Source organism: Streptomyces sp. NPDC088194, assembly GCF_040702025.1.
Classification (GTDB): Bacteria; Actinomycetota; Actinomycetes; order Streptomycetales; family Streptomycetaceae; genus Actinacidiphila.
The window spans coordinates 54,395-80,979 of record NZ_JBFBIV010000029.1 but is presented as its reverse complement, the minus strand read 5'-3'; the positions used below and the strand labels follow the sequence as shown (position 1 = coordinate 80,979).

The 26,585-nt window shown below is 74.5% G+C and carries 15 protein-coding genes; 1 reads left to right on the top strand and 14 read right to left on the bottom strand.

Annotation, left to right across the window (positions count from 1 at the left end; translation table 11 throughout):
• Positions 1 to 26 precede the first annotated feature (26 nt).
• The 13 genes from AB0399_RS18305 to AB0399_RS18245 form a co-directional block, all read right to left on the bottom strand.
• Positions 27 to 3,638: a hypothetical protein gene (locus tag AB0399_RS18305; protein WP_366412000.1), complete on the bottom strand. Its 3,612-nt coding sequence runs from the start codon at positions 3,636 to 3,638 to the stop codon at positions 27 to 29.
• Positions 3,639 to 3,849: 211 nt separating this feature from the next.
• The gene (locus AB0399_RS18300) at positions 3,850 to 4,407 is read right to left on the bottom strand and encodes a hypothetical protein (protein ID WP_328473519.1); all 558 of its coding nucleotides are present in this window, start codon (positions 4,405 to 4,407) and stop codon (positions 3,850 to 3,852) included.
• A gap of 6 nt (positions 4,408 to 4,413) precedes the next feature.
• Positions 4,414 to 4,701, bottom strand: a complete 288-nt coding sequence (locus AB0399_RS18295) for a WXG100 family type VII secretion target (protein WP_329361270.1) — start codon at positions 4,699 to 4,701, stop codon at positions 4,414 to 4,416.
• Positions 4,702 to 4,760: 59 nt separating this feature from the next.
• Positions 4,761 to 5,096, bottom strand: coding sequence for a WXG100 family type VII secretion target (locus AB0399_RS18290; protein WP_329361273.1), 336 nt, complete (start codon positions 5,094 to 5,096; stop codon positions 4,761 to 4,763).
• Positions 5,097 to 5,183: 87 nt separating this feature from the next.
• Positions 5,184 to 8,525, bottom strand: coding sequence for a right-handed parallel beta-helix repeat-containing protein (locus AB0399_RS18285; protein ID WP_366411999.1), 3,342 nt, complete (start codon positions 8,523 to 8,525; stop codon positions 5,184 to 5,186).
• A complete protein-coding gene (locus AB0399_RS18280) occupies positions 8,522 to 12,763 on the bottom strand; it encodes a hypothetical protein (protein ID WP_366411998.1) in 4,242 nt (1,413 codons plus the stop codon). Before AB0399_RS18280 ends, AB0399_RS18285 begins: the two co-directional genes overlap by 4 nt.
• Entirely contained in the window at positions 12,756 to 14,096 is a 1,341-nt protein-coding gene (eccB, locus tag AB0399_RS18275; protein ID WP_366411997.1) for a type VII secretion protein EccB, read from the bottom strand. The genes AB0399_RS18280 and eccB overlap by 8 nt, the downstream gene beginning before the upstream one ends.
• 27 nt (positions 14,097 to 14,123) lie before the next feature.
• Positions 14,124 to 15,524 carry a type VII secretion integral membrane protein EccD gene (gene eccD, locus AB0399_RS18270; protein WP_366411996.1) on the bottom strand — a complete coding sequence of 467 codons (1,401 nt, stop codon included), beginning with the start codon at positions 15,522 to 15,524 and terminating at the stop codon, positions 14,124 to 14,126.
• A 244-nt stretch (positions 15,525 to 15,768) separates the two neighbouring features.
• Positions 15,769 to 19,722 (bottom strand): type VII secretion protein EccCa, encoded by a 3,954-nt coding sequence (gene eccCa / locus AB0399_RS18265; protein ID WP_366412012.1) that lies wholly within the window; start codon positions 19,720 to 19,722, stop codon positions 15,769 to 15,771.
• A gap of 1,907 nt (positions 19,723 to 21,629) precedes the next feature.
• Complete coding sequence (locus AB0399_RS18260) at positions 21,630 to 22,658, bottom strand: MerR family transcriptional regulator (RefSeq protein WP_366411995.1); 1,029 nt, start codon at positions 22,656 to 22,658, stop codon at positions 21,630 to 21,632.
• A gap of 3 nt (positions 22,659 to 22,661) precedes the next feature.
• On the bottom strand, positions 22,662 to 23,459 hold the full coding sequence (locus tag AB0399_RS18255) for a HEAT repeat domain-containing protein (RefSeq protein ID WP_366411994.1): 798 nt from the start codon (positions 23,457 to 23,459) through the stop codon (positions 22,662 to 22,664).
• Between the two features lie 142 nt (positions 23,460 to 23,601).
• Positions 23,602 to 24,360 carry a VOC family protein gene (locus AB0399_RS18250; protein ID WP_366411993.1) on the bottom strand — a complete coding sequence of 253 codons (759 nt, stop codon included), beginning with the start codon at positions 24,358 to 24,360 and terminating at the stop codon, positions 23,602 to 23,604.
• A 150-nt stretch (positions 24,361 to 24,510) separates the two neighbouring features.
• On the bottom strand, positions 24,511 to 25,074 hold the full coding sequence (locus AB0399_RS18245; RefSeq protein ID WP_329361291.1) for a nitroreductase family protein: 564 nt from the start codon (positions 25,072 to 25,074) through the stop codon (positions 24,511 to 24,513).
• 145 nt (positions 25,075 to 25,219) lie between these two features.
• On the opposite strand from AB0399_RS18245, the gene AB0399_RS18240 reads away from it, so the two are divergent.
• A complete protein-coding gene (locus tag AB0399_RS18240) occupies positions 25,220 to 25,480 on the top strand; it encodes a hypothetical protein (RefSeq protein ID WP_366411992.1) in 261 nt (86 codons plus the stop codon).
• A 125-nt stretch (positions 25,481 to 25,605) separates the two neighbouring features.
• Here the strand turns inward: AB0399_RS18240 and AB0399_RS18235 are convergent, their stop codons facing one another.
• Positions 25,606 to 26,520 (bottom strand): NmrA/HSCARG family protein, encoded by a 915-nt coding sequence (locus tag AB0399_RS18235; RefSeq protein ID WP_366411991.1) that lies wholly within the window; start codon positions 26,518 to 26,520, stop codon positions 25,606 to 25,608.
• Between the last annotated feature and the right edge of the window lie 65 nt (positions 26,521 to 26,585).

Here is a 26,585-nt window from a genome sequence, read left to right as displayed (position 1 = left end):
TGCGCGCTCCTCCCGGCGGGGGCCATTCAGAACACCCCGTTCGGGCCGTCGGCGACCGGCGGCGAGCCCCACGTGTCGCCCTCCTGCACCAGCAGGTCGGCGATGCCGCGCGCGGCGGGCTCCTCGTCGGCGGACTCGTCCTGGGCTCCCTCCGGTTCCTCCTCGTCCCACTCGTCGTCCGCGGACGCGGGTGCGCAGGACAGCGGCTGTTCGGCCGGTGCGAGAACCGCCGACTCACCGTTCGCCGCGGGCCGGTTGGGCCGCCAGGTGGCCAGCGGCTGGTCCTCGCCCTCCGCCTGCGCGGCACCGTCAGCCCCGCGCGGAGCGCCCCCGGGGCTCGTGCCCCAGGTCCCCTCGTCGGCGGTCGCGTACCCGGGCGCGGAGATCTCCGCCTCCTCCTCGGGCCGCGCCGCCCACAGCAGCGGTGCGAACGACGCTCCCGCCACGCCCCAGGCCGCGGTGTCCTCCTCCGACAGGTCGTCGTCGGCCGGCCGCAACACCACCAGCGGGTCGCCGAGTTCGCCGCCGCCCGAGGGGTCGTACCCGTCGTACGCCGCGTACTGCGGGTCGCCGCCGTGCGCCGGGCCCTCCGGTACGGCCGGGGCGGCCGGCGCGGTGACGCCGGCCGCCAGCGCGTCGGCGGCCAGGGCCTCGCGGGCCGCCGGTTCCGCGAACGCCTCGCCGGTCGGCTCCACGAGGGTGCCGTGGTCGTCCTCGTCCCGGCGGCCGGGAGCACCGGCCGCGCTCATGCCGCCCATCGGCAGGAACGGGGTCGCCGCGGGTACGGCGGACGCCTCGGCCGCGGCGGGCACCGCGAACCCTTCCGTGGTCCCGTCGGCCCCGCTTTCCTCGGCGGCGGCCGGTACGGGCGCGGCTCCGGCGCCCGCCTCCGTGCCGTTCGGCAGCCCGGACAGCGTGGCCGCTCCGGTACCGGCCGGCGCCGATCCGGACGCCTCGGCCACCGGCACTCCCGGTTCCGTCCACGGCTCGGCGCTCGGCGCGAGCAGCCCCGACGCGTCGGAGGACGCACCCTCCTCCCGACCCGCCGCCCCACCCGGCGCTCCCCCCATCCCCGGCATCATCATCCCGGGCATCCCGCCCTGCGCGGCCGTCTCCTGCTCCTCGGGCAGGGCGCCGGGCAGGTCGAGCCCTTCCTGCCCGCCGGGTACGGTCCCGGCCGCCGCGACCTCACCGGACGCAGGGTCGTCCGCCCCGGTCCACGGCTCGGCTGTCGGATCGAGCAACCCCGACGCGTCGCTGCGGTCCGCCCCACCGGCAGCCGACTGCGCACCACCCCCACCCATCCCCGGCATGAACGGCGTCCCGCCTCCGGTGCCACCCAACTCCGACGAACCCGGGAAGGCCGCCGCCTCGGATTCGGGCAGATCCAACCCACCATCAGCACCGACCGGAACACCACCCGACGGCAAAAACCCCTCCCCCGCCGTCCCCACATCCCCCGACCACGGCTCACCGTCCCCCTCCAACAACCCCGACGCATCACTACGATCCAACCCACCCGCAGCCGACTGCGCACCCCCACCCATCCCCGGCATGAACGGCGTCCCGCCTCCGGTGCCACCCACACCAGCACCCTCCCCACCCAACCCCGAAGAACCCGGAAACTCCGACGCCTCAAACCCCGGCAGATCCAACCCACCACCCGCACCCACCGGAACACCACCCGACGGCAAAAACCCCTCCCCCGCCGTCCCCACATCCCCCGACCACGGCTCAGCATCCCCCTCCAACAACCCCGACGCATCACTACGATCCAACCCACCCGCAGCCGACTGCGCACCCCCACCCATCCCCGGCATGAACGGCGTCCCCCCACCAGCACCACCCACACCAGCACCCTCCCCACCCAACCCCGAAGAACCCGGAAACTCCGACGGCTCAAACCCCGGCAGATCCAACCCACCATCCACACCCACCGGAACACCACCCGACGGCAAAAACCCCTCCCCCGCCGTCCCCACATCCCCCGACCACGGCTCACCGTCCCCCTCCAACAACCCCGACGCATCACTACGATCCAACCCACCCGCAGCCGACTGCGCACCCCCACCCATCCCCGGCGTGAACGGCGTCCCGCTTCTGGTGCCGCCGGTGAGGCCGCCGCCGTTCGCGGACAGGCCGGTGGAGCCGGGGAAGGCGGAGGGGGAGAAGCCGGGAGTGTCCGTCTCCAGGCCGAGGTCGGCGGCGTTGGGCGCCGAGCCGCCCGTGGTGGTGCTGCCCGGGAAGGCGGACGGCGAGAGGCCCTTGGTGTCGCCGAGGCCGCCGAGGCCGGAACCGTCGCCGAGGCCCGAGGTCCCGCCGATGCCGGTGTCGCCGGGGAAGTCGGCCGCGGTCGCGCCGTCCTTCCAGGTGCTGGGGTCCTCGGCGAGGTCGGACTCGGGCAGGGTGCCGGTGCCGCCCAGTCCGGTGCCGCCGCCGAACGCGGACGGGTTCGCCAGGGGCAGGCCGCCGAGGCCGCCGCTGTCGCCGCCGAGGCCGGTGTCGCTCCCCAGGCCGCTGTCGCCGCCGAGGCCGGTGTCACCGCCCAGGCCGCCGCTCCCGTCGACGCCCGTTCCGCCGCTGAACGCCGTGGGGTTGAGCATCCGGTCGAAGGCGTTCGGGTCCAGCGTGCTGTTGTCCGTGCCGAGGCCGCCGTCCGGTCCCAGGCCGCCCAGGCCGCCCTGCCCGCCCAGGTCGCTGTCCCCGCCGAGGCCGGAGCCGGGCCCGTTGGTGTCCAGGCTGCCGGAGTACGGGCTGGGCATCGCGTCCTGGGCGGGGTCGTATCCGGCGGCACTGGTCAGCGCGGCGTCGGGCGCGAGCGTGTCGAGGCCGCCGCCATCGGAGTTCGACAGGTCCGCGGGATCGGACGGGGTGTAGTCGGCGGGCTGGTAGTCGTCCGGCGGGGCGTCCGCGGGCGGCTCGTCGACCGGCGGCGGGTCGGTCGCGGCGGGCCCGGTGATGGTGCCGGGCGGGCGGACCGAGTCGATGGTGACCTGGTAGTCGGCGGCCAGGTTCTTCAGCACCGCGCGCATGTCGTGGTTGAGCATCTTGACCAGTTCGGGCTTCTTGCTCACCGGGATCAGGCCGTTGCTCATCGGCGTGACGCCCATCAGCGTGGCCTGGTTGGCGTACCAGGCGTCGATCTCGCCGATCTTGTTCTGCGCGTTGAGGAGGTTGACGGAGTTGTCCGCGAGCTGCTGCGGGACGGAGTTGCCCGAACCGCTGCCGCCGTCGGCGGTCTGGCCGCCGGACAGCACGTCGGCCGTCGCGGCGACCTGTTTGGAGAAGGTGCTCATCATGTCGTAGAAGGCGTCGGCGGCGTCGCCCTTCCACGGGCCGTCGTCACCGGCGAGCGCCTTGGCCTGGTCCTGGAGGGCCTGGGCGACGCCCGACAGCACCACCTGGACGTGGTAGAAGACGTTCGCCGCGTCCTGGAGGCTCTGCGGCGACGCGACGGCCGCGGCACGGTCGACGTTGTCGGGGTCGTCCGTGCCGGCGGACATGCCACGGATCGCGGCCTCGATCTGCTTCCAGTCCCAACTGTCGTAGTCGGAGATCTGGCCGGTGTCGGACGGGTCGCCGTAGATGGCGCCGTCGTCGCCCTGCGAGAATCCGTTGCTGTCGTAGTCGGTGCCCATGTGAGCAAGTCCTCCGTCATTGCGCCGTCGCTGGTCGCCGGTCCTGGCCGGCGGGGCGTCCGGTGATCCGAACCGCCCCGCCGGACAGGACACTTACGCACGACCTGTCGTCCTCGACCCGCCGTGCCATCCGCTGGGTGACGCGTGTGCTGCCGCGTGAGCCACCGCGTGAGCCGCCGCGTACGGTGAACGCGGCTGCTGCCGCGCGCGGTTACGCGCCCCCGCCGGACGACGCCCCGCCCGAGTCGGTCAGCAGGACGGAGAAGTCGCCGTCCGCCGACTGCATGGCGGTCTGCAGATCCTGGGACGTCATCTTGTTGGCGTCCTCCAACGTGGAGTAGCGCGACGCCAGTTGCCTGACTCCGTCCCGCAGGTCGCCGAGCCCCTGCACCAGATCCGCCAGGACCTTGCCGTACTGGGCCTTCAGCCCGGAGTCGGCGTTGAGCCCGTTGACCTTCGAGCGGATCTGGTCGGCGTGGTAGAAGGCGCCCGGAGCCGTGCTGACCGGGTCCAGCTTCTTGGCGGCGGCCTGCGTGGGCGCGATGAGCTTGTCGATGTTGTCGGCGAACACGTCCATCGACGGGGTGTCCACGCTCGTCCCCTTGCCGCCGTCGGTGCCGCCCGGCACCGACGGCGGGGTGAACGGCGTGTCGTTGCTGTACGTGCCCTGCCCGGCCGGCAGCGTGGTACCGCCGTCGTACGCCTGGGCGGTGTGCTTCGGCGCCGGGGGCGACGGGGGCAGGGTGCCGTCGAGGGTTCCGTAGGTCATGGCGGGTCAGCCCCAGAGTTGGACGCCTGCGCGCTCGCCCAGGGAGTAGTACTCGTTGATGTTGCCGAGCTGCTGGGTGGCCAGGGCGGCCTTCTGGGTCATGTCCGCGGCAGCGGCGTCCCACTGCGCCTTGACCTCGGCGTAGGTGGCCTGCGCGTCGCTGGTCCACTCGCTCAGGTTGATCCTGGCCTGGTTGTCGAGGTCGGCCAGGGCCTGGTTGATCCGCTGCGTGATGGCGTTCATCTCGCCGACGATGACGTCGACCTGCTCCATCTGGACGGTGTACGTCGCCACGGGGGGCTCCTTGGAGGAAAGAGGGGGAACGGGCGGTGGTGCGGTGCGGCCGGTGCGGGTCAGAAACCCGGGAGGCTGGTGACGCCGGAGGCGATGTTCTGGGCGACCGTGTGGGCGGTCTGCTGGGTCTCCTCGTGGGTGTTGGCGTAGACCTGCGTGTTCTGCTGGAGCTTCTCCAGCATCGTCCGCAGCGCCTGGTTCACCTTGTTGAAGTCGTCCAGCCACGCCTGCATGGCGTTGCCGTAGATCGTCGAGGCGTCACCGGTCCAGCTCCCGCGCAGGCCGTCGATCTGGCCGGCCATCTGGGCGTAGGAGGTGGCGCCGTCGTCGAGGGCGGTCTGGAAGGTGCCCTGGGCGGCGGTCATTCCCTGCAGTTCGACTGATGTCAGTGCCATGGTCGGGCTGTCCTCTCGTCGGTGTGCGTCTGCTCTTCCGTCCCGGTCCGCCGCGGGTGCCGCTGGTGGTCACGGCGGGCCGGAAGCTCACAGCCGGGCCAGCGGTTCCGGCCGCTGGTACGGGGGTTCGGGGGGTTCGGAGGGCGCGGCCGGGGGCGGGGCGCTCTCGTCCCGGGCGCTCTCGTCCGGCGCGAGCACCGCCGCCTGCTCGGGGGCCTGGCGGGGCAGGTCGGCCGGGGTGACGGTGCGCGCCCGCGCGCTCGCGGCGAGGCTCTCGGCGAGCCGGTGCGCGCGGTAGGCGCCGGCTTGTTCGGGCGAGCGGGCGAAGGTCTCGGCCAGTGCCTGGGCGACGTCCTCGTCCATCTGAAAGCCGTAGCCGCGCAGCCGGCGCCGCACCAGCTCCACGGTCTGCTCCGGGGTGTACGGCTCCAGGCGGGCGTATTCGGCGAACCCCTGGGCGACGTCGGTGCGTTCGCGCATCAGGCCGATCAGGTGCTCGGGGGTGCCGATGAGCGCCAGCACGGTGTCGCCGGGCACGGTGACGATCCGGGCGAGCGCGTTGAGCACGGCCTCGCGGGACTGCGGGCTGCGCTGCTCGAACGCCTCGGTCCACTCCAGTACGAGCACCCCGCCGGCGTTCTCCTCCAGCGCCGACGCCAGCCGCAGCAGGGGCTGTTCGGCCCAGCGGGCGGGCAGCGAGGAGAGCCGGATGTGCCGGGTGGCGCCGGTGGGCAGCAGCCCCAGCTCGGCCAGGCAGCGCCCGTAGAGCGCGGCGAGGGCGCGGCGGCCGCTGCCGGGCGGGCCTTCGAGCACGACGTTGGCCCGGGCGGACAGCGGTTCGGGGCGCGTGCCGGGCCGCTGCTGGGCGGCCGACAGGGCGCGCAGCCGGGTGCGCAGCGCCGAACGGGCGGTGTCCAGGCCGGTGATGGCGGCCAGCCGGCGCAGTCCGGGCAGCTCGGGCAGTTCGGGGTCGCTGTCGCCGGCGGTCGGGGTGCCGGGCAGCTCGGTCACGTCCTCGCCGGTCAGGACGCTCAACGCGCTGTCGTCCTGGTGGGGTTGGGCGGACAGCCGGGTGGCCTGGCGGCCGATCATCTCCTCGAAGATCTTGCGGGCCACCCGGCCGTTGCCGAAGGTGTCGCCCTTGGGCACGTCCACGAAGTAGCGGTTCAACGCTTCCAGGGCGCCGTCGTCGAGTTCGTAGTAGTGCTTGCCGCACAACCCCCGCACGATGGTGACGAGTTCGTCCGGTTCGTAGTTGGGGAACTCGATGGTCCGCGCGAAGCGGGAAGCCATGCCGGGGTTGGAGGCGAGGAACTGGTCCATCTGCGCCGAGTAGCCGGCGACGATGACCACGATCTCGTCGCGGTGGTCCTCCATCAGCTTCATCAGCGTCTCGACGGCTTCCTGGCCGAAGTCCGGTCCCGAGCCGCGGGACTGGTTGGTCAGGGTGTATGCCTCGTCGATGAAGAGCACGCCGCCGAGTGCCTTGGTGAAGACCTCGGTGGTCTTGATGGCGGTGCCGCCGATGATCTGCGCGACCAGGTCGGCGCGGGCCACCTCCACGATGTGGCCCTGCCGCAGGATGCCCAACTCGGCCAACACCGCGCCGTAGAGGCGGGCCACCGTGGTCTTGCCGGTGCCGGGCGGGCCGGCGAAGACCAGGTGCCGGCTCATCGGCGGCATGGGCAGGCCCATCTCCATCCGCCGCTTGGTCATCTTGTTGAGGTCGATCAGGCCGGTGACCTCGCGCTTGACGCTCTCCAGGCCGACCAGCGACTGGAGTTCGGCGAGCGGGCCGGCGCCCGTGCCGCCGGTGGCCGTCACGGCCGGACCCGGGCCCGCGGCGCCGCCGCCGGCGGCCGACGTGGCCGTCAGCTCCTTGCCGCCCGCGTCAGGTCCGCTGCCGCCACCGCGCCCGGCGGCCGAACGGCGTTCGCCTGTAACGGAGTTGTCGCGCACCTCGCAGTCGTGGACGCCGACCGGCTCGGCGGTCTCCGAGCGGATGCCCTCGCCGGCGTTGTCGAAGACGGTGCAGTTGCTCAGCTCCGCGCGGGAGGCGGCGGCGAGGTGCACGCCGTGACCGCGGGCGCCGTGCACCCGGCAGCCGACGGCGGTGAGCGTGCCGCCTGCGACCCGCAGGCCGTCGCCGTCGGAGCCGCTGAACTCGCTGTCCCGGGCCGTCAGTTCGCTGTCCGCGCCGATGACGACGCCGCCGCCCTCGACGGTCGAGCCGTCCAGTTCGGCGTGGGCGGAGTCCGCCAGGGCGAGCGCGCAGCCGCCGCCCACGCGCAGCCGCACCTCGGACAGCCGGGCCCGTACTCCCTGCCCCAACTCGATGCCCACGGTCCCGCTCGCGGTGGCGTCGGCCTCGTCGACGTCCAGCCGGGCGCCGCCGAGCGCCTGCACCGCGGGGCCTCCGTCGGCGACCGACAGCCGGGTCAGCCGGGCCGCGCCGCCGCCCAGCCGCACCGCGGCCGTCGCGGCGTTCCGCACGGCCAGTTCGGTCGCGGTGACCTCGGCGCCGTCCTCCGTGAGCACGCCCACCGGGGTGTCGTCGATCCGGCAGCGCTCCAGCACCGGCCGGGCGCCGGCCGCCGCGTGCAGGGCGACCTGGGCCGCTGCGGTGATCACGCAGTCGCGCAGGACGGGCGCGCACTCCTTGACGTACACCGACTCGCCCCGGGACCCGGTGAACACGCAGTCGGCCAAAGTGACGTCGGCGGTGCTGGCGAGGTACGCGTCCAGGCCGGCGCTGCCCGTCACCTCCACGCGGCTCAACTCGGCCCGGCCGTCCTGCTCGACGGCGAGCGCGGGCTTGCCGCTGCCGGTGATCCGGGTGGCCTCGACGACGACGGCGCCGCGGCCGTTGACGCACAGGCCGTTGCCCGCGGCGCGGTCCAGGGTGGACGAGCGCAGCGTGAGCCGGCCCTGCTCGGCGACGACCACGGCCGACGAGCCGGCCTCGGAGATGGTGGTCCGCTCCACGACATTGCCGCCACCGGACGTCAACACCACTCCGGCGCCACGGGAGTTGGTGACCTGGCAGTCGCGCAGCGCCACCGTGCCCGCGTCCCACGCCAGCACCGCCGTCCACGCCTGACCCGCCACCCGGCAGCCGTCCAGCGCGGCCTGCCCGCGGCGCACGTCGAGCACCGGCGCCTCCGGGTCGGCGCCGCTGAGCAGCAGCCCGGAGATCTGCACGGCCTCCGCGTCCACGACGACGGTGCTGCCGGCGGGGGCGTGCACCTGGGCCGTGCCGCCGGCGCCGTCGGCGGCCAGGGTGACCGTGCGCACCAGGTGCAGGGCCTCCTCGTAGCGGCCGGGGCCCACCGTGATCAGCGCGCCCTCCGCGGCGTCCGCGAGCGCCTCGGTCAGCGACCGGTACGCGCCCGGCCGGTCCGGGGAGACCACTAGCACTTGCCGGTTCACAGCGTCGCTCCCTCGTGAGTCGCGCCCTGCGCGGGTGCGTGCGGGCCGGCCCCGGCGCGCGGCCGGGGCGCGGTGGCCATCAGGCCGGGCGGGGTCTGCGGCTGCGGGGACCGCGGACCCGGGGCCCGGCCCGCCCCGGCCGGTGACTTCGCCGATGCTCCCGCCGGCGTACTCGCCGTTGCCTTCGCCAGCGCGGCGGCGGCTCGCTCCAGGCTCTCCAGGGCGAGGTCGTCCAGCGCGGAGCGCCCGGGCTTCACCCGTCCGTCCGCGCCGATCTCGGTCGCCGCCATCTCCCGGATCAGGACCGGGTCGCCCGCGGTGCCGGCCGGGCGCAGCACCTTGAACGTCGTGCCGGGCAGGAACACCACCCGGTCGGGCACCGCGGCGTCCAGCAGGCCGGTGCGCCGCGCGGTCATCGACCAGATCACGAACCGCGGCTCCGCCGGAAGGTCCGCCGGGAGGTCCGCCGTCGGCAGCGCGAACGCCGGGCAGAACGACCACTCCGTCACCAGCCGCCCGTCCCGGTACCAGTCCCGTTCCGCGTCGGTCAGCTCCGCGCCCAGCACGGCCGCGCCCCGGTACGACGGCAGCCTGCGCAGCCCCGAGGCCACGCAGCGCGCGAGCGGCACATGCGGCCCGACCCGCGCGGACCGCACGGACTCGTCCACACCCGCGCTGTTCCCGGTCAGGTACAGGCGCACCGCGACCAGGTCGATCAGCGCGTCCGACGCCTTCTCCCGGCTCGCGCTGCGCAGCCCGGGCACCTCCGACATCACCCGCGCCACCGTTCCCGCGGCCACGTCGTACTGCGCCCGGAACGTCTTGCGCACCCAGTCCCGCTCCCGCTCGATCCCCCGCTCCGGCGGCACCGCACACGCGGCCCCCTTCGGCACGGGCTGCACGCGAACCCCCACGGGCGCCTGCGCGGCGGGCGGTTGTACGGGGGTGGCCGCGACGGTCATCCGCGGCGCCAACTCGCTGACGGCGGGCGGGGGTTCGGCCACCACCGGAGCCGCCGGGTACACCCCAGCGGACTCCAACCGCAGCCCGACCGGCCGCGGCGCGGCAGGCGGCGGCGCGGCAGGCGGCGGTACGAGCGCGGGCCCAACGGCGCCCGACGGCTGCGGAGTCGGCGCGCCCGAGGTGGACGGCGCGGTCCCCGCGGGCTGCGATGCTCCCGGCGCCGCCGGGACCCGCGACGGCGCACCGGACACGGGCTGCGGCAACCCCGGCGGCAAAGGCGCCGCCACGGATGGAGGCACGGCGCCCGGTCCAGGCGCCACGCGCTGCGGGGGCAGCCCAGCAGCGGCTGGTGGCAGTGCGGTTGACGTCCCAGGCGGTACGGCGGACCCCGGCGTGGGCCCACCGGCGTAGGGAGCGGACGGCACGGGTGCCGCGGCGGGCGGCACCGACGGCGCCACCCGGGACTCCGGGCCGGCAGCGGTCGGCGGCAACGCAGTTGACGCACGTGACGGCACAGGCGCTGACGACCCCGACCCACCGACGTTCGAAGCGACCGGCACAGGTGCCGCGGCCTCCGGCGCCACCGGAGGGGACCCAGCAGCACCTGGCAGCACGGCAGTTGGTGTACCCGGCGGGGTGGGCTCCGGCGGCGGTACGAACCCGGGCGCGGCTCCCGGCGCGGGCACTGCGCCCCGGGACGTACTCACGGACGGGCCCGAGGCCGGGGGCACGGGTGCGGCGCCAGGCGCGGGCAGCGCACCGGAAGTCGAGGGCGCTACAGGGGGGACGGGTGCGTGCCGCGGGGCCGGCGCCGGCTGCGTCGCCGAGGGCATCGCCGGAGGCATGGGTCCAGCGGCGGCGGGCGCCGGGCTGTCGCTCGACGGCGGGAAGATCGTGGTCGGGTGGGCCAGCGGAAGAGCGAGCCGGCGCACCGACGGGTGACCGTCCGCCCCGGATGGAGCGGGCAACGGGTCCGGCAACGGCGGCGCCGGCGCAACAGCGGCGGGGCCGGTGGCCGGGTGGGCCGGCCCCTCGGGCCCAGCACCCCCACCCGCAAGCGACCCACGCTCCGAATCCGCACCGACCCCCGCGTGCGCACCCGACCCCGACTCCGTCGCACCGGAACGCGAAATCCCCACACCCCCAGGCACACCCCAACCGCCACCACCAACTCCACCCACCGAGGCGCCCGCCACACCCGACGCATCCGGTTCACCCGAACCCGCGCGCCCGGCAAGCAGAGGCGTCACCGAAGCTTCCGGCCGCGTGACCGTAGGAACGGGAGCAGCGGCAGCCTGCTGCGGAGCCCCAACTCCCGTGACACCATTGCCCGTTGGGTCAGCCGACACGGAAGTGGCCGTCTGAAGAGCCCCGTCGGCGGTTGCGGCACCCGAAGAGGTCGCGGCGGCCCCGGCCGTCACCGTCGCCTCGGGGCCCGCCGCGACGGGAGGCGCGGAGGGCATCGCCGGGATCGCCGCCTCGGCCGTGTTGGACCCGGTGGCGGTCGAGGTGACCCAGCCGTCGGGCAGGGCGAGTTCGGCGGTCAGGCCGCTCAACGGCCGCGGACTCGACGGCTCCTCGGCGACGGCCCGGGACACGGAGGCGGACACGGAGGCGGACGCGGGTGCTGGTGCGGGTGCGGACAGATCCTCGGCAGCGGACGCCCACACCTCCGCCTGGAAGGGAGTGGCCGGAGCGACCGGAGCGTGCCGCGGCTCGGCGGCCGGACCCGCGGCGGACTCGTTCGCCACAGCCCCAGGAACGCTCTCGCCGACCCCGACCCCGACCCCGACCCCTACCCCGCCCCCGAGGCCTCCGCCACCCCCGACAACGTTATCAACCGCACTGCCCACCGCACCGGTTGCCGCCGTGCCAGGCGCCGCCCAGGGCGCGGTGCCGGCGGGCCGGGTGGTCGGCGGGATCGCCGCCGTCACCGCTTCGTGCGGGTCGGACACGGCGATCGGCTCGGCGTACCAGGCGCCGGTGTCGACGGCCGGGTCGTCGGCGGGCCGCAGGACGAAGTCGCCGCGGGCGTCGGCGCCGAGCCGCCACAGCGCGTCCTCGGCCAGCGCCCGCATGCGCGCGGCCATGTCCGGGGTGCCGCGGTGGTAGAGGAAGAGCCGGTCGCCGGGGGCGGCGGCGATCCTGCGGACGTCGTCGCCGTCGTCGGGTTCGGTGTGCGGGCGCATCCACAGCCCGCTCTGGACGACCTCCAGCACGGCGTCGAAGGCGTACTCGTAGACACCGGGGGCGACCGGTGGGAAGCCGGGCAGCGGTTCGCGCACTCCGACCAGTGCGGGCGGCGGCGCGCCTTCGGTGCCGCGCGGGCTGTAGAGGAGTTCGCGGACGAAGGCGGAGCGCCCGCCGGTGCGTTCGTCGCCGTCCGGCGCGGCACCGTTCGGCGAGGTGCCCGACGGGTCGGAGGGGCCGGCCGGGTCGGACGGCGCGCGGTCGTCGTCGGTCATGCCGGTGTAGAGGACGACCTGGTGCTCCAGCGCGTCGGCGAGCTGCTGGCCGAGCGCCTCGCCCTCCTGGGGCAGGGCGACGGGGCCGAAGTGCACGAAGCGGATGCGCGAGCGGGTCGTCGGCATCACGGTGTCCCAGAACCGTACGACGTCCGCCAGCGGTACCGCCGGGCCGCCGGGGCAGCCCAGGACGACGGTCATGACGTCGGGGTCGATGGCGAGGCGGCCGAAGAGCCGGCGGCGGTTGTCCTCCGCCGCGTCCGGCAGCGCGCCGCGCACCCACACTCCGCAGGGCAGCGGCTCGACGACGGCGTACGGGCTGGTCACCCAGGGCCGGTCCATCATCGAGAACTGCCAGCGGGGCTTGGGGAATCCCATGGAGTCGTGTTCGAAGGGGCGGCCGGGCCGCAGCCGCAGCCAGCCGGAGCCGTGGCCGCCGGGGATGTAGAGGCCGCCGCCCGCGGTGGGCAGCACCTCGCCGTCGGGGACCACCACGACCGTGCCGAGTTCGTCGGCGATCCGCTGCCCGGCCCTGCGGATCTCCGCGGAGGTGCCGCTGCCGAAGACCAGGCGCAGGCTGCCGGTACTGTCGGCCAGTGCCCGGGCCATCGCGTCGGCCGCGGTGTCGGGGGCGACGCCGGGGACGTCCACGACCACGACGGTGTGCTGGTCGTCGCGGGCCAGGGCGTTGGCGAACCGCCAGGCGGACTGGTCGGTCCTGCCCTTGGGCTGGATCAGCAGGGCGTCGCCGACGGCGCGGCACTGGAGCGAGGGGCCGGGCGGCAGCAGCGCGCGGATGCCCTTAAACACGGCCGCCTCCCGCGCTCGTCGAGCCGGGCATGGTCAGGAGGGGGCCGGTCGGCAGCAGGGCGATCATGTCGTCGGGGAGCAGGGAGACCAGTCCCGACAGTCCGAGGGCGGCGGTGACGTCGTCGCTCGCCAGCCGGTAGGCGGTGCCGTCGTCGGTGACGAGGTAGGTCCTGGGGTGGGTGGCCTTCCTGAGCGTCTCCTCGCGGCTGCTGACCACCAGGCCGTGGCCGGGCGGGACGAGGACGGCGCGGCTGCCGGTGGCGGCGTCCCCGCGTTCGAGGACGACCTGCGTGCCCAGGGCGCTGCCGTCGACGTGCTGGGCCAGGCACACCGTCTGGCCGTCGGCGGACACCGCGGGGGCGCCGGCCACGTCCGGCAGCGCGCCGGCCATCTCGGGGTCGTCGGTGAGGCGGACGGCGGCCAGCGCGGAGGAGGGCACCTGGAGGGGTGGGGGAACGTGCGGCTCGGCGGCCAGCAGCGCGGACTCGGTGGCGTTGGTACGGGCCACCCCGCCGCGGGTCATCACGTAGTAGTGCCGCTCGCCGGCCGTGGTGGTGGTGGTGAACAACTGGCCGACGGTGACGGCGTGTCCGGCGACCGTGCCACCGGGCTTGCCCTGTCCGGCGGGGCGGACCGCGGTCAGCGCGCGGCCGGTGGGCACCGCGGCGAGCCAGTCGCCGGGGGCGGCGGTCGGCTGGTCGGTGTCCAGGCCGAGCGCGACCAGCGTCGCCTGGTCCGGGACGCGGTACTTGGTGCCCTTCCACAGCAGGTAGCGGGTGCCGTCGGCGGCGACGAGCAGCGTCTGCCGGTCGGCGGGGAAGGCCGTGGTCCGGCCCGCGGGGCTGAAGTCGATGCTCTGCCCGCCGGCGAACTGCGGCCGCAGGCAGCGGGTCCAGGCGTCGCCGATCACCTGGGAGGGGGCGGGGACCTCGTCGGGCGCGCCGGGGATGCCGACCGCGGTGCCGTGCGGGATGCCTTCGAGGTCCTGGCGGGAGACGGTGTGCGCGGTGGGGTTGCGGGCGAGCAGCAGCACCGAGGAGTAGTTGCGGACCGGGCGCAGCTCGCCGTCGACGTACAGGTAGCGGTTGCCGGTCTCCTTCTCCACGATGTACGCGCCCGAGGCGCGCCAGGAGTGGTCGGGGGCCGGCGCGATCAGGCCGTAGACGCCGAAGCCCACGCACAGCAGGATGACGATGCCCACGCCGAAGAAGGTGCCGAGCGAGGCGCGGCGGGTGGGGCTGTCGCCGCGGCCGGGGTCGCCGCTGACGAGTGCGGTGGCCAGCCGGCCGACGGCGAACTGGTACGCCTGGACGTGGTCCCGTCGGGTCTGCATGGGGGTCCTCCTCTCGGTTCCGGTCCGTCAGCTCGTCAGTCCGCGCACATGCGAGTAGACGTGCAGGAGTTGGAGGAGCAGGGGCAGCAGCGACATCGCGACGAGCATCTCGGTGATGTCGCCGCTGTGGCCCCAGACCGGCAGCAGGCGGCTGGAGGGCAGCCGCCAGGCGCCGGCCAGCAGGGCGACGGCGGTGAGCACCAGGAGCGCGGCGGCGATGCCGCGCTCGCCGGGGCCGCCGGTGGTCCACTGCTGCAGGAGCAGCAGGGCCAGGCCGACGCCGCCGGCGATGACGGTGGGCACCCGCTGGAGGGTGCCGGCCAGGCCGCGGGCGCGCAGCAGCACCGCGGCGCCGAGGACGAGCGGCAACGCCCAGCCGATCCAGCCGTGTTCGCGGATCATGAACCAGAAGACGACGGCGAAGGCGAGCGAGAACCCGAGGCTGAGCGCGTCCAGGTAGGAGGTGGCGGCCCGTACCCGGCGCTCCACCCGCTCCTGCGGCTCGGGATCGACGTCCTCCTGCAACTCTTCCGCGTTGTGCGGGAGTTGGGGTACCCGCAGCCGGGCGGCGCGCAGCGAGAGCCGGGGGGCGAAGTGGCCGAGGACGAACAGTCCGACCCCGACCACGGCGACGGCCTGGCCGGCCCGCCAGTCGAAGGCGGCGCGCAGCCCGATGGCGGCGGCCGCGGCCGCGGCGACGACGACCGCGGTGCCGGGCAGCAGGAACGGCATGGCGCGCAGAGCGACCAGCGCGACGGCGACGGCGGTGACGCAGCCGGTGGCGACCAGCAGGCCGGGCACGCCGGGGTCGAAGCCGCCGTGCGGGCCGGCGCGGAAGGCGAGTCCGGCCAGTCCGCCCATGGCCATCGCCGCGATTCCCGCGGTCACCACCGCGGCCCGGTCGGCGGCCAGCCGGGCGCCAGTGGCGCAGGCCGCGGCGAACAGCACCGCGGCGATGCCCGCGCCGGCCCCCGCGAAGTCGCCGGGGCCGGCGCTCAGCAGGGCCAGCGCGAGCATGACGACGGCCAGGGCGGCCATGGTCAGGGACAGCGCGCGGGTCAGCTCGGGCCGCCAGCGGCCGGGCAGCGAGCCGACGACGTGCGCGACGCCGTCGGCGACGTCGTCGAAGTGCAGGGTGGGCAGCGGGTCGTCGGCCGGGCGCAGGTGGAGCACGTCGCCGTGCCGCAGGCCGAGTCCGGCGGGGGTGCCGTCCGGGTCGAGCGGTGCCTCGCCGAGGCGTTGCAGCGCCCACGGCGCGCCGCGGTCGCGCACGTCGGAGACCACGTGCTCGACGAGGACGGGCAGCAGCGCCGACACCGGCAGCGTGACCGGGATCGCGAGGTCGGCCTGTCCGCCGGGGCCGACGACGGTCACCCGGCACACCTCGGTGCCGGTCCCGGCTCCGGGAACCACGGAGGCAGTGGTCATCGGGTCGCTCCTGTGCGGTGGGGGGCTCGGTCGCGCGCGGCGGCGGTACGGCCGCCGCCGGTGCGCCCAACGGTGGTACGGGCAGCGGTGGTTCGGGCGCCGGTCGTACGGACGGTGGTCGCACGGGCAGCGGCGGTGCGTTCGCCCGTCGTACGTTGACCGGTCGTACGTTGACCGGTCGTACGTTGACCGGTCGTACGTCCGGTGGCGGCGCGGAACTCGGCGGCGGCGGGACGGGATCGGCTCATTCCGCGGCCACCAGTCCGGTCTGCATGAGCTTGACCGAGCGCCGGGTGACGAGCTGGGCGCGGCCGGGCGGCAGGGTGCGCGGCTTCGCCTCGCCGATGAACTTGCCCTCCTCCTTGGGGTAGGAGAAGAGCAGGGCCGGGTTGCCCAGCTCCCACAGGCGCCGCAGCACCGGGTCCATCATCGCCCGCATCGCGCCCGAGGTGCTGCGGGACAGGACCAGGTGGAGTCCGATGTGCGGGGCCTGGGCCAGCAGCGGCACCAGGGGCGTCATCGGGGACGGCGAGCCCGGTGCGCCGGAGAACAGGTCGAAGTCGTCGATGAGCACGAACAGCAGCGGGCCGCTCCACCAGTCGCGGCGGGCCAGGTTCTCCGGCGAGATGTCGGCGCCGGGCACCCGCTTGCCGACCGACACCGCGGCGCTGGCGGCCAGTTGGCCGAGCGCGTCGCTGTCCACGACGTAGCCGACCCGGTACGCCTCGGGGACCGCGGTGAGCAGGCCGCGGCCGGGGTCGGCGACCATGATGCGGGCTTCCTCGGGGGTGTAGCGGGAGGTGATGGCGGCGACCATCAGCCGCAGCATGTTGGTCTTGCCGGTCTCGTTGTCGCCGAACACCATCAGGTGCGGGTTGACGGAGAAGTCGTGCCAGGCGGGTTCCAGGCGCTGCTCGTCCCAGCCCAGGCAGACCCGCAGGTCGCCCTCGGCCGGCGGGAGTTGGGCGGTCGACAGCCGGCCGGGCAGCAGCCGCACGCCGGGCGCGGGGCGGCCGGTCCAGAAGGTGTCGATCTCCGCGACGGCCTCCTTGGTCGCCGCGGTGAGGTCCTCGGTGTGCGGGGAGCTGTCCAGCCGGGGCAGTGCCGCCAGGAAGTGGTGGCCGGCGGAGGTCAGGCCGCGGCCGGGCTGGTGCGGCACGGCCGCCGCGGCCCGCGCGCCGACCTCGGACTCCAGCGTGTCGCCGAGCCGCAGTTCGAACTTGGTGCCCAGCAGGTCCCGCAGCCGCGGCCGGAACTCCGACCAGCGCACCGCGGAGCCGATGACGTGGATGCCGAAGGACAGTCCGCGGGCGGCCAGGTCGATGACGCGCGGTTCGATGTCCTCGTAGTCCTGCCGCAGCGTGCCCCAGCCGTCCACGACGAGGAACACGTCGCCGTACGGGTCGTCCAGTTCGCCGGTGGCGCGCTGCGCGCGGTAGCCGGCCATGGACTCCAGTCCGCGCGCGCCGAACTCGGCCTCGCGGCGCTCCAGGAGCTGGGTCAGCTCGGCGACGGTGCGCTGTACCCGGTCCCGGTCGAGCCGGGTGGCGACCGAGCCGACGTGCGGGAGGCCGGAGGTGGACACCAGGCCGCCGCCGCCGAAGTCCAGGCAGTAGAACTGGATCTCCTGCGGGGTGTGGGTCAGCGCGAGGGACAGCATCAAGGTGCGCAGCATCGTGGACTTGCCGGTGCGCGGCGCGCCGACCAGGCCGATGTGCCCGTCGGCGCCGGACAGGTCCGCGGTGAGCAGGTCGCGGGACTGCTCGTAGGGCTTGTCCACCATGCCGAGCGGGAAGCGCAGCGAGGCGAGCCGGGGGTAGTCGGCCGCGCTCATGCCCCGGTCGGGGTCCGGCACGATGGCGGGCAGCACCTGGTCGAGGCTGACGGAGGAGTCCAGCGGCGGCAGCCACACCTGGCGGGCCGGCGGACCGGCGTCCTCCAGCCGGCCGACGAGTACCTCCAACAGGCTCTCCTCGCTGAGGGGTTCGCCGTCGGGGCCGGTGGTGGCGGCCGCGCCGCGGGCCGCCTGCGCGGCCCGGGCCGCCTCGGCGAGCGCCGCGGTCTCCTCGGCGCGCGCGGAGAGCAGTTCGCCGCTGCGGTCGAGCCCGAAGACGGTGACCTCCTGGGCGGCGCGCTGCTGCTGGGCCGGGTCGTTCTCGGCGGCGGGTTCGGGCGCCGGGCCGGAGACGTAGGCGGCCTTGAAGCGGACCAGGTTGGTGGTGTCGACCTTCAGGTAGCCGTTGCCGGGTGCCGACGGCAGCTCGTAGGCGTGCGAGACGCCGATGACGCTGCGGGACTCCATCGAGGAGAAGGTGCGCAGGGCCAGCCGGTAGGACAGGTGGCCCTCGACCTTGTGGATACGGCTCTCGTCCAGCCGCTGCGAGGCGAGCAGCAGGTGGACGCCCAGGCTTCGGCCGAGCCGGCCGACGGAGACGAACAGGTCGACGAACTCCGGCTTGCTGGCGAGCAGTTCGGAGAACTCGTCGACGATGATGAGCAGCGAGGGAAGCGGGGCGAGGGTGGCGCCCGCGACACGCGCCTTCTCGTAGTCGAAGAGCGAGGAGTGGCCGGACTCGCGCAGGAGTTCCTGGCGGCGGATCATCTCGCCGTTGATGGAGTCCCGCATCCGGTCCACCAGGTGGATCTCGTCGGCGAGGTTGGTGATGACGGCCGAGGTGTGCGGCAGCCGGTCCATGTTGAGGAAGGTCGCGCCGCCCTTGAAGTCCACCAGCACGAGGTTGAGGACCTCGGAGGAGTGGGTGGCGGCCAGTCCCATCACCAGGGTGCGCAGCAGTTCGCTCTTGCCGGAGCCGGTGGCGCCGATCAGCAGGCCGTGCGGGCCCATGCCGCCCTGCGCGGACTCCTTGAGGTCCAGTTCGACGACCTCGCCCTCGTCGGTGACGCCGAGCGGAACGCGCAGCCGGGCCGACTGGGTCTGCCGGGGGCGCCACTTGGCGGCCACGTCGAAGGTGCGGGGGTCGCGGATGCTCAGCAGCGATGTCAGGTCGAAGTCGGACTCCAGCGGGCGTTCGGTCAGGTCCACGCTGCCGCCGGTGCGCAGCGGCGCCAGGCCCCGGGCGAGGGTCTCGGCGGCGGTGGCGCTGAGCGCGTCGGCGGTCGCGGACGCGGAGGCGTCGTCGCCGGCCGGGAAGCTGACGGTGCCGTCGCGGACGGTCAGCCGCAGGACGTCGTCGCCGCCGCGCAGGGCGCCGGTGGCGTCGAGCAGCAGGGTGTTGCGCATCCCCTCCCCCAACAGCCGTGAACTGTCCGGCAGATGGGCACCCTGGGCGATGACCACCAGGTAGGGCTCGGTGACGTTCGGGGACGCGTCGGGGTCGTGGTCGGGGCGGTCGCGCACCTCGGGGCCGAGCAGCGCCATCAGTTCGTCGTGGTCGCCGGCGGCCAGCCGGAGCGCGCCGGCGTCGTCCTGCTCGTCGGGGTGGGCGTTGTGCGGCAGCCACTTGACCCAGTCCCACTCGGCGCGGGCGGCCGGGTTGCCGAGCACCGCGACGCGCAGCTCGTCGGGGGCGTGCAGCACGGCGAGTTGGGCGACCATCGCCCGCATCAGGGCCAGCGCCTCCTGGCCGTCGCCGGCGAACTCCACCCGGGTGAAGCGGCGCAGCGCCACCGGGATGGGCAGGTCGGGAACGGTCTGGTGGGCCTTGGTGAAGCGGCGCAGCGAGATCGCGGTGAGCGGTTCGAGGTCCTCGACGGGCTTGGTCTGCGGCGGCAGGAAGACCAGTTCGGCGCGGCGGATGCCCATGCCGATCCGGACCCGGCCGAAGTCCTCGTGGCTGGGGCGGCGTTCCCACAGCCGCGGCCCCATCGCGAACGCCCACAGCGCGCGCGGGTCGGGGTTGTCCCACAGCAGGGCGGCGCGCTGCTCGGCCGCGGCGGTCCGGGCCTGGCGCCGACGCTGCGCCAGGTACCGCAGGTAGTCGCGGCGTTCGGCCTTCATCCGGCGGCGGCGCTCCGAGCTGCTGCGGCCCACCTGGGTCAGCGTCATGCTGATCATGGCGACGCCCATCATCCCGGACATCATGTAGGTGGTCGGGCCCATGCTGCGGACGCTGAACATGAGCACCATCGCACCGGCACCCAGCCCCATCGGCAGGTACAGCAGCGCGGAACCGAAGTCCACGCCGGCGGGTTCACCCAGTACCGGCGGCTCGGCCAACTCCACCTGCCCGTCGGGCATCGGCGGCCCGTCGCGGCGAGGTGAGCGCTTCACCGGCTTAATGCTCAAAGCGGTGACTCCCGATGCAGTGTGCATGTCACTCGTTACCGCAGCGACTATAGGGAATCCTCCCCGCCTTGCAACAGCCCCCATTTTCCTTTCCGTTCGCAGCGCCCGGCCACGGTAACCGGTCGCGGCACCGCTTCCCCGATCGTGCGAGCCGCACCGGCACAGGGACATCGGGCCGAAGGAACGCCATTTCCTACGGTCCCGTAGGTGAAGACCCGCTGTTTGCGGCGGTCCATTATTCCCCGGCAATTCATCTTTAGTCCTTCACGCGTCGGTTTTCTCGGAGTCTCCCGGTAACGAAGCGGACACGATCCGCCGCGCCCGGCATCGTCCGCGTTCCCGCCCGACGCATTGCCGCAGGTGACGGGCATGGCACGGCGAGCACGGCGGCGCGGGCCCCGCGCCCGCACGGCGCCGCGAGGGCCGGCGAGGACACCGCGACGGCCAATGCCCGCCGCCGCGCGGCCCGTCGGCGCCCGCCGTTTCATCGACCGTTTCATCCTGCAACCGGTCAGCCGGGAGGAGCGGAACGGGCAACCCCGGGTCCGAATCGGGTGGGATCGGCCGAGCCCCCGTCACCGCTCCCCCGCCTCTCGCGTACGCGGGAAGATCCGCCGAACGGCATGTTCCGCGACCAACGCCGCAGCCAGGACAAAGAGGGGCGGTCCGCGCGATCGGTGTCGAAGCGGTCGGAGCGGCCCGAGCAGCCCCGAGCCGTCGAGGCGGGCCCGCGTAGGGCCGCACGGCGGCGGGGCCCGCCGGGGCGCCAGTCGCACCGGGGGCGGGCGGCGCTACGCGATCGGAGCCGAGCGCCGTTACATGGCAGCGCCCCGCCGTCCGCGCCCCGGCCGCCCCGCGCGGCGAACGGCGCCGTCGCCCCCGCGCACCTCGAATTCCCCTTCGCCGAATGCCGGAACGCCCCAACAGGACACCATCGGGGAAACGCCACGACGGCCGGGAGGTCACCGTTTCCGGAACAACGCGCTTTTCCTTTCCGAAAGGCCGTCAGGGTCGGCGATGGATTCCGCTCGCCTCCCCCGTACATTCCGCGTTGCGTACGGGATTCGGCTGCCGTCAATGCCGGGATTTCACGGCGCCGGCCACCGCCCGCCGGGATGACGCTTCTCGGGAACCGTCACCGCGCGGCGGAACGGCAGAGCTCGGGCGTCCTCGCAGGCAGCGGCGTACCGGCCGGTATCGGACCGCGCGCCCGGGCGCCGCCTCGCTCCACCGCGGCCACGCCCGCCCGTAAGGCCGCCGTCCGGCGCGGGGTCCGTACCAATTGTTCTGCGCCGGGCGGGCGGTGAGGAGCGTGTACCGTCAACCGACTTTCCTGACGACCGGACGTTTGGTCGGGCGGCGGCAATTCGCCGACCGCACGGCGACCGCGCGATCGCGGATGGTCACCGGAATTGTGGGCGGACGCCGAAGAGCGGAGCAAGCCGCCCGACCGATAACCGGAGGCGGAACCGGCGGTCGAACCGGAGTCGTCCGCGGAAGGCGGGGCCCAAAGCGGAATCGCGGAGGGCCGGTTGGCGCTCGCGCCTGGCGGCTGCCGCGCCCGGCGTATCGCGGTGGCGGTGAGGTCGCCGAACCAGGTGGCCTTCGATCAGGTGTCCGAGGCGAGGCCGACCCGTTCCCGGGCGGAACCGGAGTCCTCGACACCCGCGGCGGTCCCGAGGGTCGAGCCCGGTCGGCGGTCACCGCGCCGCGGCTCAAGCGCGCACAACAGCCCGTCGCCCCAGGCCGGTTCGGCAGGGACCCATCAGCCCGACGGGGACCCGGCAGTTCGGCGGGGACCCGGCAGCTCAGCGCAGCCCCGGTAGCTCAGCGCAGACCAGGCAGCTCGGCGCGAACCGTCATGGTGCGTCGCGCCGTTGGAGGAGGTACACCGCGGTCAGCGCGACGGCGCGGTCCGCGTCATGCGACAACTCCCTCAAGGCCGCGGTCACCGTCGTCCCGGGGATGCCCGCGAGCGCCTGGGTCAGCCGTCCGCGTGCGGGTGCCTGTTCCGCGCCCGGGGCGAGGCGGTCGACGAGGCCGGTCGCGATCCGGTCGGCCGTCGCGGTGTCGCCCGCGCCCGCGCCCGTGCCCGATGTGCTCAACCTGCTCAGCGCGTCGGCCGCGTCGGTGTCGTTGCGGCCCGCCACGATCATGTCGACGAGCGTCGGGACGGCGTCGACCTCACCACGTGTGCCGAGTTCCAGCGCCGCGTGCCCGCGGACCGCCGGGTCGGGACTCGCCAGCGCCTCCCGCAGCCGGTCGGTGGCCTCCGCGCCGGTCAGCTCGGCGAGCGCCCGGACCGCACGTTCCCGCACCGCGGCCAGCGGCGAATCGAGCCCTTCCGCCAGCAGCGCGGGAGCGCCGTCGTCCGATCGCGCCAGCGCCCATCGAAGGGCCCCCGCGACGTTCGGGTCCGTCTCGCTCAGTGCCGCCTGGACCAGGGCCTCCACCGGCACCTGGACCTCGCCGGCCGAGGAGAGCGCCGCGCGTTGGCGTGCGTCGGCGCTCGTCGAGCCCAGGGACCGCAGGAGCGCGATGACCCGCAGGACGTCGTCCCAGCCGGCGGGCTCCGCGGCATCGATCCGGCGCAGCCGCGTGAGCAGTTCGGTCTCCGCCGCGATGCGTTCGCGGGTCTGGCGGATGAGGTCGCCGACGAGCGCGGAGGGGGTCAGGCCGGGGTCGTCGAGCGCGCGGCCGACCTCGCGCAGCGGCAGGCCCAGCGAGCGCAGGCTCTCGATGTCGAGGACCCGCCGGACGTCCTCCCGGGAGTACTCCCGGTAACCGGCGCCGGTGCGGCCCGTCGGGCGCAGCAGCCCGAGCGACTCGTAGTGCCGCAGCATGCGGGCGCTCACCCCGGAGCGCCGCGCCACCTCACCGATCAGCACGTCCTACGGTCCCTCCTGGCCGGCCCGACCCGAGGCGCCGGGGTCGCCGGAACCGCCGGACGGACCTGAAAGACCCGACGGACCCGCCTCGCCCCCTTCGCCCCCATCGCCCGCCTCGCCCACCTGACCGGTCTGGTCCGCCTCGCCGAGCGCCACCGCGCGCTTCGCCTCCTCGACCGCGAACTCGAACCCCGATTCCGGGTCACGCAGCAGCCCCTCCGTGGCGAGGGCGTGCGTACGCGTGCGCGGGTCGGGGTCCGCGCTTGCGACGCGCAGCGCCGGCAGCACCGCTTCGTCCAGCGCGACCAGCGCGACCAGCGCCCGGCTCAGGCTCAGCCGGGTCTCCCGCCCGCCTCGCCCCAACTGCGTCACCAACACCGCGGCCAGCGCGGCCTCCTCGCCTTCCGGCACCAGCACGACCGCGGTCCGCCAGGCGCACCGCGCCACCTCGTCGTCGGCGTCGGACAGCAGCTCGCGGGTGATGGCCGGCCACGCCCTCCGGTCGCCGATCTTGGACAGCGTGTGCAGCGCCTGGCTCCGCGCCTGCGCACGCTTCGAGCGGAGCTCGCGGAGCAGCCCGGGAAGCGTCAGGGACACCGGGTGCCGGGTGAGCGCCCAGGTCAGCGTGTCGCGGACGAAGAACTCGGGCTCGACCGCGCACCGCTCGACGAGCGGGCCGACGAAGCGCGGGTCCGGCGCCGTGCCGGCCGCGAGAGCGGCGCGCAGCCGCACCGACGAACGCCCGTCCGCCAGCGCCTCGATGGCTCGTACGGCATCCGCGTCCCCTGCCGTGATCGTCATCGCGACCACCTCCTCGGCAAGGAGTGAAGACCTTGTCACCGTGTCAAGGTCAAACCGTCCGGGCCGAACGGACCCCGCCACGCGTGCACCCGCCGACGTGCCGGGACGTCCGGGTGCCGGGGCTCCCGCGTACCGGGAACCGTCACGACTCCGCGTCCGCGTCCGGCAGGGCGAGGACGCAGAACTCGTGCCCCTCCGGGTCGGCCAGGCACGTCCACGGGACGTCACCCTGCCCGAGGTCGAGGTCGGTGGCGCCGAGCGCCCGCAGCCGTGCCACCTCCGCGGCCTTGTCGTCACCGGGGTACGGCAGCAGGTCGAGGTGGACGCGGTCCGGCACGGTCTTGGCGTCGGGCCCGCGCAGGAACTCCAGATACGGTCCGCCGCCCCGGGCCGAACGCAGCACCGCGTGGTCGTCGTCCACCTCGTGCACGGTCCAGTCCGTCGCCGCGCCCCAGAACCCGGCCATGGCCCGCGCATCGACGCAGTCGACCACCACCGCGGCGATCGGGCCGGTGTCCCGGTAGACCTCCCGGGGCTCCAGCACGCAGAACTCGTTGCCCTCCGGGTCGGCGAGGACCGTCCACGGCACCTCGCCCTGGCCCACGTCGGCGGGCGTCGCCCCGAGCGCCCGCAGCCGCGCGACCAGCTCCGCCTGATGGGCCGGGGAGGTGCTGGCGAGATCGAGGTGCACGCGGTTCTTCGTCGCCGTCTTGGGTTCCGGCACGGGCACGACCTCGACACCGAGCACGACCGGGTCCGGCCAGACCAGGTCGCCGGACGGTCCGGCGTACGTGGTCACGCCGCCGCTGTGGGCGCTCCAGCCGAGCGCCTCCGCCCAGAACCGGCCGACCGCCGAGGCGTCAAGGGCCTTGAAGTTCACCTGCACAGGTCGCAGCGCCATCCGGCGATCCTATCCACGGTCCACGCGCGGACGGCCGCGGGCACGGCCCCGCCGGACCGGCGCCCACCGCCCCCGGCCCGGTGCGCTTGCTCCGTCTGCTACCCCGGCCCGGTGCGCCTGCCCCGCCTGCCACCCCGCTCCCGCGCTCGGCTACCGCGCCGCCGACCACGGACCGGAACGCAGCTCCGCGACGCTTCGCCGCTCGCGGCCCTCCGGCGCCCCGCCGGCGGCCTTGCCCACCGCGACCATCGAGACGATCGCCCAGCCCGGTTGCGGGTCCAGCTCCTTGCTGAGCCCCTCCAGGTCGAAGGCCCGGAACTGGTGCGAGTCCAGCCCCAGAGCCTGGGCCTGGATGGTCATGTGCGCCACCGCCTGGCCCAGGTCGTAGTCCGCGAACTCGGAGTAGAGCAACTGCTGCGTGGCGTCCACGTGGCGGCGCGTCAAGGTGACCACGAGCAGGCCCGCGTCCGTCGCCCACCGCGCGGAGCTCGGCGCGAGGTGCGGAACGATCCGGTCGTGCTCCGCTTCACCCGGCCTGCCGGTGAAGAACCCCCACGGCTGCGAGTTCCCCGCCGACGGCGCCCACCGCGCGGCTTCCAGCAGCAGCCCGAGAGCGTGGTCGTCGACGGCAGCCGAGGGGTCGAACCCGTAGGGGCTGAAGCGCCCGGCAAGCAGCGGGTGTATGCCCCCGCTCGGCTGGAGAGGTCCCTTCACGTCCTGCCCCAACCGGCCACCGGGTGCGCGTATTCCAGCGGCACGGAGCCCGAGCCCCGCACCGAGCCCGCACCGAGCCCGCGGTGCCCCTTCGTTGCCGGCCACGAGCTGGGCGCGACTCCGGCTGAAGGGCGCCGGCCACTCCATGCCGTGGAGGCCGCCCGCGGCCCTCTCGCTCGGCGACGAGGTCGCCGACACGGCAGGGCGAGCCTGGCGCTTCGAGGGACCCTGGAACCGGCTCGCCTTCGACGGCGCGCCGACCGGAGCGGGCCCCGAGTGGCCGCTCATCCTGTTGACCCGCGACCGGGCGCCGTGTTCCCACGCGGACGCCGAGGCCGTGGCCGCGAGCACGGCGACCGGTTCCCACCAGGGGACCGTACGGCAGTGGACGTCCCTCACGGACTGAGCCGAGGCACGTTGTCTGCCACAGAGGCAGGCTTGCCGTCACCGCGGGCTTCGACCTGGTGGCGGTTGCGGTGGACGCATCCGTGGTCGGTCGTCACCGTCTCCGGGGTGACGACCGGCAGGTCCCTAGCCGGCCACGGGTGTCAACTGCTCCTCCGCCCACTCGGCGAAGGTGGTGAGCGGGATGCCCAACTCCTGGGCGAATGCGGGCCGGGCGGGCTGCAGGACCGCGTTGTTCCACTCGTGTCCGGCACCCCACTTCGGCATGCCCGCGTCGAGGGCCTCTTCCACGGTCATGGAAGGCGCGGTCACGGGCACGCCCCAGGCCGCGGACAAGGTCTGCGCGATCTGCTCCATCGTGCGCAGGTCACCGGCCAGTTCCAGCTCCACCTGGTGGAACCGGTCGGGGTACCGGAGGGCGTGCGCCGCGGCCGTGCCGATGTCCCGCACGGCCACCAGGGCCAGTTCGGTGTCCGGCTTCAGTACCGTCAGCAGTCCGCCGCGGGGCCCCTTGGGCGCCAGCATGGGCAGGTTCTCCATGAAGAAGGCGGGCTTGATCACCGTCCAGCGGGCGAAACCCGCACCCCGTACCGCCTCCATGATCGCCTGCTTGGTGTCGAAGTAGTCCGCCATCGCCGCCCAGCGGCCCTCGGCCCAGCCGGCGACCCGGGTGTGCTCACCGACCCCACTGGTCGAGGACTGTACGAACTGCCGTACTCCTCCGGCCTTCGCCGCGTCCACCAGGTTGGTGGCCTGGGCGAGTTCGCCCGCGAAGTCCACGCTGGTCTCGGTCATGGGCGGCATCTGCACCGAGAACACCGCGCGGACCCCCTCGACCGCCGGGCCGAGGGAGGCCCGGTCGGAAAGATCCGCCCGCACCAGTTCGGCACCCAGCGCCTCGATCGCCTGGGCGGACCGCGACCCCGGATCGCGTACGAGCGCACGTACCGGCACGTCGGCGGCCAGAAGTGCGCGGGCCGTGGCCCCGCCTTGCTGGCCGGTGGCGCCGGTGACCAGGACGATTTCGCTGCTGCTGGGCATGGAGGTGCTCCTCGCGGACCGGAGAGAGAAAACGGCGGGGCCCGCCGTTTCGCGTACCGCTAAGA